This is a genomic window from Streptomyces niveiscabiei, from assembly GCF_001419795.1.
Lineage (GTDB): Bacteria > Actinomycetota > Actinomycetes > Streptomycetales > Streptomycetaceae > Streptomyces > Streptomyces niveiscabiei.
The window spans coordinates 1-10,148 of sequence record NZ_LIRL01000541.1; the positions used below are offsets into that span (position 1 = coordinate 1).

The window sequence follows — 10,148 nt, forward strand, 5'->3', positions numbered from 1 at the left end:
TGCCCGTACCCGGCGTGCCGCACATCCTGCCCCGGCCGCCACCGATGCTCGACAGGCACCGCCTCGACCACCGCCTCCCCCGGTGTCTCCGGCACCTCCTCCGCGTCCCGCACCTCCTCAGCGGCCTGCGCGAACAGGTCCTCCTGCGTGAAGTCGGCGAGCCCCGACACCCCGACCCCGAGCAGCCGCACCCCGCCGGTCGTGTCCACGGACTCCAGCAGCCGCGCCGCGGCCTCCCGCACGACCGCCGGATCGTCGGTGGGCCCGCGCAGGGTCTCGGACCGGGTGAGCGTCGAGAAGTCGTACCGGCGCACCTTCAGCACGATGGTCCGCCCCGACAGCCGGGCCTCCCGCAGCCGCTGCACGCACCGGTCCGCGAGCCGCCGCACCTCGAACCCGACCCGCAGCCGGTCGTGGATGTCCACGTCGTACGTGTCCTCCACGGACACCGACTTGGTCTCCCGCTCGGCGACCACCGCCCGGTCGTCGCGCGCGAGCGCCATCGCGTACAGCCCCTGGCCGTGCGCCTTGCCGAGCAGCCGGACGAGTTCGTCCTCGCCGGCCTCGGCGATCTCGTCGACCGTGGTGATCCCGGCCCGGCGCAGATGGTCGCCGGTGGCCGGGCCGACCCCGGGCAGCGTCCGCACCGGCATCGGCCCGAGCAGCGCGCGTTCCGTACCCGGCTCGATGAGCAGCAGGCCGTCCGGCTTGGCCCGCTCGGAGGCGATCTTCGCGAGCATCTTGGACGCGGCGAGCCCCACCGACCCCGTGAGCCCCGTGACGGCCCGTATGTCCGCCCGCAGCCTGCTGCCCGTCTCCCGCGCCGACGCGCTGTCCCAGGCCGCCCCCTCGGCCTCCAGGTCCACGAACGCCTCGTCCAGGCTGAGCGGCTCCACCAGCGGCGACAGCGCCCGCAGCAGCCCCATCACCTGCTCGCTGATCGCCCGGTAGACCCCGAACCGCGGCACGAGGTACGCCGCGTTGGGCGCGAGCCTGCGCGCCTGCGCCATGGGCATCGCCGAGTGCACCCCGAACACCCGGGCCTCGTACGACGCGGTCGCCACCACCCCGCGCGGCCCGAGCCCGCCGACGACGACCGCCTTCCCGCGCAGACTCGGCTTGGCCGCCTGCTCCACCGAGGCGTAGAAGGCGTCCATGTCGAGGTGCAGGACGGTCGGCGCGTTTCTCACATCTCCGATGCTGCACCACGCCACTGACAACGGGCCCGAACACGCGCCCGAGAGCGCCCTCAGACCGCCTTGTGCCGCCGCCGCGCCAGCTCGTCCGCCGGGTTGTGCCCGACCAGGGTCTCGCCGGTGTCGACACGCTCGCCGTGCAGCTGCGACAGCGCGCCCTCCACGTCCCGCCAGACCACGCCGACGGCGATCCCGAAGACGCCCTGGCCGCCCTGGAGCAGCGCGTGGACCTCGTCCGGCGAGGTGCACTCGTACACCGTCGCGCCGTCGCTCATGAGGGTCATGCGCTCCAGGTCACGGAAGCCCTGTTCCCTCAGATGCAGCACCGCGCCGCGGATGTTCTGGAGGGACACGCCGGTGTCGAGGAAGCGCTTCACGATCTTCAGGACGACAACGTCCCGGAAGCTGTAGAGGCGCTGCGTGCCCGACCCGTGGGCGGGCCGCACGCTGGGCTCGACGAGCCCGGTGCGCGCCCAGTAGTCCAGTTGCCGGTAGGTGATACCGGCGGCGGCACACGCCGTCGGACCTCGGTAGCCGATCTCCTCGGACGCCATCGCCGCCGCCCCCTTGCTGCTGCTCGGCACGGCCGCCGGGCGCTGAGGAGCGTGATCGGCCGCGCTGCCGTGAAGCCGGTACGGGCCATTTCCCCCGAACCCTCGTCCGGGGGCACCCCCAGCCGTACCGTCGCCGCTGCTTCTCACGCCGACCTCCGTCCTTGACCTGCCTTCTCGACGGTAGGCAGTCACCTGGGGTGCGTCAACGATCGCCACACTCGGCACGCCGAGTGATAATCACCCTGGGAGTGGTTTCCCGTGCCCCACCGCGGGGAAAGGCTAGCCGAATGCGCTGAGACGATGCCGTAGGACGCTCTCACTGGCCGCTGGCAATTGCCGAACCGAGACGCCATCGTCACCGACGGGTGTCCGGCGCGCGCGTCACTGGTTGCTGGTGCCGAAGTCCTCGGGTGAGATCTGGTCGAGGAACTCGCGGAACTTCTCCACCTCGTCCTCCTGCTCGTCCGGGATGGCGATGCCCGCGTCGTCGAGCACCGTGTCGCTGCCGTAGATCGGCGTGCCGGTGCGCAGGGCGAGCGCTATGGCGTCGGACGGGCGGGCGCTGACCTCGACACCGCTGGCGAAGACCAGCTCGGCGTAGAAGACGCCTTCCCTGAGGTCGGTGATGCGCACTTCGGTCAGCTCCTGGCCGACGGCCTCCAGCACGTCCTTGAACAGGTCGTGGGTGAGCGGCCGGGCGGGGGCCATGCCCTGCTGGGCGAAGGCGATCGCGGTCGCCTCCCCCGGTCCGATCCAGATGGGGAGGTAGCGGTCGCCTCCCACTTCGCGCAGGAGCACGATCGGTTGGTTGGAGGGCATTTCGACCCGGACACCTACGACATCGAGCTCGTTCACACAGCAACCCTAGGCCGTGCCCGGGACGTTTGGGTAGTCGGGCCCCTGCTGGACGGCCGATCCGCCGAGGGCGAACGCCCGTGTCAGGGCAGCCGCACCCCGAGCGCGGTCTGCACCAGCGCGGAGTGCAGCCGGACCGTGAGAGAGGCGAGCTCCTTGGTACGGGCCTGGGCGAGGGCCCGCGTCTGCGGGTTGCGGTGGAGCTTCAGCGGGGCGACGACCTGGTCGACGAGCCCGGCCTCGCGATCCGCCGCCGCCTTCATCACCCGAAGGTGTCGCGGCTCGATCCCGAAGCGCCCGAGTTCCACGACGAGCGCGGCGACGGTGGCCGCCTCGGCGTCGTACACGCCGTCCTCCAGGGGGACGACGAGGCCGTAGGACTCCCACTCGGCGAGTTCGCGCTCGTCGATGCCGGCGGCGGCCAGCAGCTCGGCGCGGCCGATGCGGGCGACGGTGGGGGTGTCACCGGGGTCGGGGACGGGTTCGCCGTCCCGCTGCCTGCCCACGGTCGGCAGGGGGACGGCCTCGCCGCGCTCCAGGGCCTCCAGGTGCTCCCGGATGACCTTGAGCGGCAGGTAGTGGTCCCGCTGGAGCCGCAGGATGCGAGCGAGCCGCTCGACGTCCCGCGGACTGAACTTGCGGTACCCCGAGGGGGTCCGCTCGGGCTCGACGAGCCCTTCCGACTCCAGGAAGCGGATCTTGGAGACGGTGACTTCGGGGAATTCGTCCCGCAGCACGTTCAGCACGGCGCCGATGCTCATCGGCCCGGCCTCCGTGGCGGCGGTGCCGTCTCCGGCACCGCCCCTCGGTGTTCTCAGCATGGACCTTCCCTGGGAGAACCCCGGACGAGTCCGGGGCGGGTCAGTAGCCGCGCTGGCTCGCGTAGAAGACCAGGCGGTACTTGCCGATCTGCACCTCGTCGCCGTTGTTCAGCGCGACCTCGTCGATCCGCTCGCGGTTGACGTAGGTGCCGTTGAGACTGCCGACGTCAGCGACCTTGAACGAGCCGTCCGGACCGCGCCGGAACTCCACGTGGCGGCGCGAGACCGTCACGTCGTCGAGGAAGATGTCGCTCTGCGGGTGACGGCCGGCCGTCGTCAGGTCGCCGTCCAGCAGGAAGCGGCTGCCCGAGTTGGGACCCCGGCGGACCACCAGCAGGGCCGAGCCCAGCGGCAGCGCCTCGACGGCGGCCTGCGCCTCGGGCGACAGCGCCGGGAGCGCGGTCTGGCCGGTGACCTCGGAGTCGTACGCCTCCAGGCCCGAGATGGAGATGGTGGAGGTCGTCTCCGAGGCGCGCTCGGGCGTCACGCCCGGACGCAGCGGAGCGCCGCAGTTGGAACAGAAGCGGCTGTTCTCCGCGTTGCGGTTACCGCACCTCGAACACACCAGGGCCGACATTGGGGAAAACCCTCCACCCGCACTTGAGGCTGACGGTTGCCCGAAACCTATGTCGCCGGACTGCGCAGGGTCAACAGACGCCGCGCCCTGACCTCCCGGAATGTCACCCCCAGCCACCTGGTCGCGGAACAGCGGACGCTGCCCCTCGTCGCCTGGCTGTGCGCGATGGCGGGCGGTGGCGTTCTCGCCGCCCTCTCCTCGCGCGCTCTTGCCGAACAACTTCGCAAACAACTTCACGGGCGATTCCCCTTGACCGAAACAGACCCGCCCGTGGGGCAGGACGAACCCTGACTCAATACACCGGCCGACCCGGACACCTTCACAACGTCCGTATCCACCAGACAGTTTCCACCACCGACCACCCGATCGGTGCGCCGACCCCCCGCAACCTCATGCCCCTGCCGGACGGCCCCCATGCACCCCCGGTTCACCGGGCCGACGACCGAGCGTAGTCAGGCTGCTTCGCCGCCCGCAAGGCGTCGACGACGATCTTGTCGGATCGCTCCACGGTGACCGTGGCCTGCTCCTTCTCCAGGGTCTGCACCACACCTCCCGGGATGTTGAGCGCCGGTTCCAGATCCTCGGGCTTGCCGATGACCTGGAAACGATACGGAGTGCGGATCTGGTTCCCGTCCACGCTCACTCCGTTGTCGCCGTCCGTGAAATACGTCCCGGCGACGACGCGTACGCCGTTCACCTGGATCGCCTCCGCGCCGGCCGCGCGCAGCTCCTGGATCGCGTCGAGCAGCATGTCCGCCTCGACCGTCCCCTTCGTGTCGTCGATGGTCATCGTGATACCCGGCCCCTGGGCCGCCACCGTGCCCGCGAGGATGCCGAGTTGCCTCTCCTTCTCGATCGTCTGCTTCCGGGCCTCCTCGGCCTGGTCGGAGCTGTTCTCCAGCTCCTGACGCTGCTTGTCGAGCCCGGTCTTCTCGTCCTCAAGACGCCGGCTGCGGTCGTCCAGTTCATCGAGGATCCGTACGAGGTCCTCCTGGCGCGCGCCGCGCAGCGCGTTGTCGCTGTCGCTGTTGGAGGCGACCTGGACGGCGAGTCCGAAGCCGAGGCCGAACAGCAGCAGGGCGACGATCAGCTGAGCGCGCGTCACCCGGGGCGGCCACAGCCCCTGCGCGAGGCGCTGACGGCCGGTCACCTCCGGCTGGGCGGGCGACTCATCGGCCTCGCGCGCGGGCGCCGCCTCGATCTCCTGCGGCAGTTCCCTGCGCAGCCGGTGGCCGGGTTCCTGGTCTTCCTGGCTCATCGGCGTCACGCCCGGAAGACGTGCCGGCGGATCGCCGCGGCGTTCGAGAAGATCCGGATGCCGAGGACCACCACGACCCCCGTCGACAACTGGGCGCCCACGCCCAGCTTGTCGCCCAGGAACACGATCAGCGCGGCGACGACCACGTTCGACAGGAACGACACCACGAAGACCTTGTCGTCGAAGATGCCGTCGAGCATGGCCCGCAGCCCGCCGAAGACGGCGTCCAGCGCCGCCACCACGGCGATCGGCAGATACGGCTCGACGGCCGCCGGAACCTCGGGCCGGACCAACAGGCCGGCCACGACTCCCACGACGAGGCCCAGTACGGCGATCACGATGTGCCCTTCTCACTTCTCGGCTGTGCGGTTCGGACGATCACACTCGGCGCCGCGGGAAGCCGCAGGTCCTTCTCCGTGGAGATGGCCGTCCGAATGCCGTAGTTCTCCTGGAGAGCGTTCAGATACAGGCCGTCCGCGCTGTTCTGGAACCGGGTGCTCAGCTTGTCCCCGTCCCCCACGGCGAGCACCGTGTACGGCGGCACCAGCGGCTTGTTGTCGACCAGTATCGCCTCCCCGGCGGCCCTGATCGCCGACAGCGCCGTCAGCCGCTGCCCGTTGACGGAGACGGCCTCCGCGCCGGACTCCCACATCCCGTTGACGACACGCTGGAGATCCCGGTCACGCACCCGCCCCGTGTCCGAGAAACCGGACGTCTCGCGCGGGTCGGCGCCCCCACCCGTGGTCGCCTCCTTGGCGTCGTCCACGACGAGCTTGACACCAGGACCGTGTACGGCGACGGCCCCCGACAGGATGCCCACCAGGTCCGCCCGGCCGCTGCCGCCGCTGTTCTCCAGGGCCTGGCGCTGACGGGCGCTCACCTCGTCCCGGAGGGTGTCCACGGTCTTCTCCAGCTTGTCCGCGGCCTCCGTCTCCCGGTCGATCCGGTCGATCAGCTCCTGGCGCTCCTTGGCCACCACCGGGGCCGACACCCGCGCCTGTGCCGCGCCCACGGTCACGACGAGCGCCGCGAGCACCAGCCCGCCGGCGAGTCCGAGTTTGTCCTTCAGCGTCTTGGGCAGGCCGCCCGTCCCCTCGGCGCGTCTGCGCGCGGCGGCCTCGGCGTAGCCCTCGTCGAGGCTGTGGTCCATGACGTTGGTGAGCAGCGACATGGAGGCGTCCGGACGCGACGCGCGCGCGGGTGTGCTCCGAACGGGGGGCTGCTGCGGCATGCCGCACATCGTCGCACGTCGCGGGCACTGCTTCCGAACGGCCCCACCGGCGTGCCGGACAGGCCCCCTTGGGGACACTTGTCCGGCACGCGTGTGCGTACGGCTCAGCGTCCGGCGCCGTCCACGACCGACGACCACTCGTCCAGCAGGGCCTGCGCGGAGGCGTCGTCCGGGCCCTCGGCCCACAGATGGGTGACCGCCTCGGCCGGATCGGGCAGCACCATCACCCAGCGCCCGTCCGTCTCGACCACCCGCACGCCGTCCGTGGTGTCCACGAAGCGTTCTCCGGCCTCCTCGACGACCCGCCGCATCACGAGCCCCTTGACGGCCCACGGGGTCGCCACATCGCGCTTCAGGACGTGCGCCCGCGGAATCCGCGCGTCGATCTGACTCAACGTCAACTGCGTCCGCGCGACCAGCCCGATCAGCCGTACGAAGGCCGCGGTCCCGTCGAACACCCCGCTGAACTCCGGGACGATGAACCCGCCCTTGCCGTCCCCGCCGAAGATCGTCGCCTCGTCCCGTCCGACCCGCGTCAGGTCGTCCGGCGACGTCGTCGTCCACTCGACCTGCGTGCCGTGGTACGCCGCGACCTGCTCGGCGATCCGCGTCGTCGTCACCGGCAGCGCCACCCGCCCGCTGCGCCGCTCGGCGGCCACCAGGTCGAGCATCACCAGCAGCGCCCGGTCGTCCTCGATGATCCGCCCCTTCTCGTCGACGAGCGACAGCCGCTCACCGACCGGGTCGAACCGCACCCCGAACGCGGCCCGCGACGACGCCACGATCTCCCCGAGCCGCACCAGCCCGCCCCGCCGCATCTCCCCCGTCTCCGTCGGCCGCGCCTCGTCGAGCCCCGGATTGACGGTCAGCGAGTCCACCCCGAGCTTCCCGAGCAGACTCGGCAACACGAGCCCGGCGCTCCCGTTCGACGCGTCCACGACGACCTTCAGCCCGGACTCCGCGATCCCGGACGTGTCGACGTTCCGCAGCAACGACCCCGTGTACGAGTCGAACACGCTCGCCGGAAAATGCAGATCCCCGATCTCCCCGGGGAACGCCCGCCGGTACTCCTGCCGCGCGAACACCCGGTCCAGCTTCCGCTGACTGGCCTGCGACAGATCGGCACCCTGCCCATCGAAAAACATGATGTCCACGGAATCCGGCACCCCGGGCGAGGTCCGGATCATGATCCCGCCCGCACTCCCTCTAGCGGTCTGCTGCCGCGCCACGGGCAGCGGTACGTTCTCCAGGTCCCGTACGTCGATGGCGCTCGCCTGCAACGCGGAGATCACCGCCCGCTTGAGCGCCCGCGCGCCGCGCGAGTGATCACGGGCCGTGGTGACGGTCGCCCCCTTCTTCAGGGTCGTCGCGTAGGCCCCCGCCAGCCGTACGGCCAGCTCCGGGGTGATCTCGACGTTCAGGATCCCCGACACCCCCCGGGCCCCGAAGAGATGCGCCTGACCACGCGACTCCCAGATCACCGAGGTATTGACGAACGCGCCGGCCTCGATCGTCTTGAACGGATAGACCCGTACGTTCCCCTGGACGATCGACTCCTCGCCGATCAGGCACTCGTCCCCGATGACCGCGCCGTCCTCGATCCGCGCGGCCCGCATGATGTCGGTGTTCTTCCCGACGACACAGCCCCGCAGATTGCTCTGCTGCCCGACGTACACGTTGTCGTGCACGACCGCCTTGTGCAGAAACGCCCCGCTCTTGACGACGACGTTCGACCCGACGACCGTATGCTCCCGGATCTCCGCCCCGGCCTCGACCTTCGCGTAGTCCCCGATGTACAGCGGACCCCGCAGCACGGCGTCGGGATGTACGTCGGCGCCCTCGGCGACCCAGACGCCCGGCGAGATCTCGAACCCGTCGATCTCGACGTCGACCTTGCCTTCGAGGACGTCGGCCTGGGCCTTCACATAGCTCTCGTGCGTCCCTACGTCCTCCCAGTAGCCCTCGGCGATATAGCCGTAGACCGGCTTGCCTTCCTTCATCAGCTGCGGGAAGACGTCACCTGACCAGTCCACCGGCACATCGGCCTCGACATAGTCGAAGACCTCGGGCTCCATGACGTAGATCCCGGTGTTCACCGTGTCGGAGAAGACCTGGCCCCAGGTCGGCTTCTCGAGGAACCGCTCGACCTTGCCCTCCTCGTCGACGATCGTGATGCCGAATTCCAGCGGGTTGGGGACCCTGGTCAGACAGACCGTGACCAGCGCCCCCTTCTCCTTGTGGAAAGCGATGAGGTCGGTGAGGTCGAAGTCGGTCAGCGCATCGCCGGAGATGACGAGGAAAGCATCGTCCTTCAACGCCTCTTCGGCGTTCTTGACGCTTCCGGCGGTACCGAGTGGCTTCTCCTCGTTGGCATAGCTGAGCTCCATTCCGAGCTCCTCGCCGTCACCGAAGTAGTTCTTGACCAGCGATGCCAGGAACTGGACAGTAACGACGGTCTCGTTGAGACCATGCCTTTTGAGCAGCCGCAGAACGTGCTCCATGATCGGCCTGTTGGCCACCGGCAGGAGCGGTTTGGGCATGCTTGAGGTCATGGGGCGAAGGCGTGTGCCCTCACCTCCGGCCATCACGACGGCCTTCATGTCGGAAGCGTCCTCCTTGAAGAAACGACGGTCCACCGACTTCACCCGTCCAGATTGTCCCGCAGTTCTCCGCCGCGGGCCATCGAGGCACTGCTGGCGCTCATCGGCGAGCTCAGTCGGCCATGGCGTCCGCACGGATCAGACGGCGGACCTGTACCACGTAGAGAACTCCTGCCCACCAATACAGCGTTGTACCCCACCCCGCGAACGCCCAGCCGAAAATCGCGCCGAGTGACGCGAGCCAGCCGCTTCCGTCACTGAGCAGCAACAACGGGAAGGCGTACATCAAGTTGAAGGTCGCGGCCTTCCCGAGGAAGTTCACCTGCGGCGGCGGATAGCCGTGCCGCCTGAGGATGCCCACCATCACCAGGAGGACCAGTTCTCGCGCGAGAAGTACAGCCGTCAACCAGAGCGGGAGAATCTCGCGCCAGGTGAGGCCGACGAGCGTCGAGAGAATGTACAGCCGGTCGGCCGCCGGATCGAGCAGCCGGCCGAGACTGCTGATCTGGTTCCACTTCCGGGCGAGCTTGCCGTCCAGGTAGTCACTGATACCGCTCAACGCGAGCACCAGAAACGCCCAGCCGTCGCTCTTCGGCCCCCCGAACTCGGGCCTGAGAATCAGCCACAGAAAGATCGGCACGCCCACGAGGCGCGCCATGCTGAGGATGTTCGGGATGGTGAGGACCCGGTCAGTCTGGACACGGGTCTCCTGGACCTCCACCCGGGGGCCTCCAGTAGAAAATGAGCCAACGATGCCCCTTGACCCTACCTCAACGCAAAAAAGCTCTGGCTCTTGGGCTTGTGTGCCCAAGAGCCAGAGCTCTAAAAGGAGTTCGGCGGCGTCCTACTCTCCCACAGGGTCCCCCCTGCAGTACCATCGGCGCTGTAAGGCTTAGCTTCCGGGTTCGGAATGTAACCGGGCGTTTCCCTCACGCTATAACCACCGAAACACTATGAAACAGACAACCGCACCGCATGTGGCCATACGGGGTTGTTCGTGGTTTCAGAACCAACACAGTGGACGCGAGCAACTGAGGACAAGCCCTCGGCCTATTA

At 69.3% G+C, this 10,148-nt stretch carries 10 protein-coding genes and 1 rRNA gene; all 11 read right to left on the bottom strand.

Annotation, left to right across the window (positions count from 1 at the left end; all coding sequences use genetic code 11):
• The coding region (locus tag AOK24_RS25540; RefSeq protein ID WP_055722419.1) for a DNA polymerase IV at window positions 1–1,190 on the bottom strand (1,190 nt) is incomplete at its 3' end.
• Window positions 1,191–1,249: 59 nt separating this feature from the next.
• Window positions 1,250–1,897 (bottom strand): MerR family transcriptional regulator, encoded by a 648-nt coding sequence (locus AOK24_RS25545; protein WP_075661834.1) that lies wholly within the window; start codon window positions 1,895–1,897, stop codon window positions 1,250–1,252.
• A gap of 234 nt (window positions 1,898–2,131) precedes the next feature.
• A complete protein-coding gene (locus tag AOK24_RS25550; RefSeq protein WP_004934251.1) occupies window positions 2,132–2,605 on the bottom strand; it encodes a bifunctional nuclease family protein in 474 nt (157 codons plus the stop codon).
• A gap of 83 nt (window positions 2,606–2,688) precedes the next feature.
• Complete coding sequence (ftsR, locus tag AOK24_RS25555) at window positions 2,689–3,426, bottom strand: transcriptional regulator FtsR (RefSeq protein WP_055722420.1); 738 nt, start codon at window positions 3,424–3,426, stop codon at window positions 2,689–2,691.
• Window positions 3,427–3,466: 40 nt separating this feature from the next.
• Entirely contained in the window at window positions 3,467–4,348 is an 882-nt protein-coding gene (locus AOK24_RS46340; RefSeq protein WP_079056988.1) for an FHA domain-containing protein, read from the bottom strand.
• Between the two features lie 82 nt (window positions 4,349–4,430).
• Window positions 4,431–5,261 carry a DUF881 domain-containing protein gene (locus tag AOK24_RS25565; RefSeq protein ID WP_055722423.1) on the bottom strand — a complete coding sequence of 277 codons (831 nt, stop codon included), beginning with the start codon at window positions 5,259–5,261 and terminating at the stop codon, window positions 4,431–4,433.
• Between the two features lie 5 nt (window positions 5,262–5,266).
• Window positions 5,267–5,599 carry a small basic family protein gene (locus AOK24_RS25570; RefSeq protein WP_003977440.1) on the bottom strand — a complete coding sequence of 111 codons (333 nt, stop codon included), beginning with the start codon at window positions 5,597–5,599 and terminating at the stop codon, window positions 5,267–5,269.
• Window positions 5,596–6,432, bottom strand: coding sequence for a DUF881 domain-containing protein (locus tag AOK24_RS25575; protein ID WP_055722422.1), 837 nt, complete (start codon window positions 6,430–6,432; stop codon window positions 5,596–5,598). Before AOK24_RS25575 ends, AOK24_RS25570 begins: the two co-directional genes overlap by 4 nt.
• A 164-nt stretch (window positions 6,433–6,596) precedes the next feature.
• Complete coding sequence (locus AOK24_RS25580) at window positions 6,597–9,092, bottom strand: mannose-1-phosphate guanyltransferase (RefSeq protein WP_055722424.1); 2,496 nt, start codon at window positions 9,090–9,092, stop codon at window positions 6,597–6,599.
• Between the two features lie 112 nt (window positions 9,093–9,204).
• Window positions 9,205–9,813 carry a cardiolipin synthase ClsA gene (gene clsA, locus AOK24_RS25585; protein ID WP_010350767.1) on the bottom strand — a complete coding sequence of 203 codons (609 nt, stop codon included), beginning with the start codon at window positions 9,811–9,813 and terminating at the stop codon, window positions 9,205–9,207.
• Between the two features lie 110 nt (window positions 9,814–9,923).
• A 5S ribosomal RNA gene (gene rrf, locus AOK24_RS25590) occupies window positions 9,924–10,040 on the bottom strand.
• Between the last annotated feature and the right edge of the window lie 108 nt (window positions 10,041–10,148).

Bases quoted from the DNA above. Each gene is read 5' to 3' on its own strand.
- AOK24_RS25575 (WP_055722422.1), bottom strand. From the start codon at position 6,432: ATGTCGCTGCTCACCAACGTCATGGACCACAGCCTCGACGAGGGCTAC.
- AOK24_RS25580 (WP_055722424.1), bottom strand. From the start codon at position 9,092: ATGAAGGCCGTCGTGATGGCCGGAGGTGAGGGCACACGCCTTCGCCCC.
- ftsR (WP_055722420.1), bottom strand. From the start codon at position 3,426: ATGCTGAGAACACCGAGGGGCGGTGCCGGAGACGGCACCGCCGCCACG.
- AOK24_RS25565 (WP_055722423.1), bottom strand. From the start codon at position 5,261: ATGAGCCAGGAAGACCAGGAACCCGGCCACCGGCTGCGCAGGGAACTG.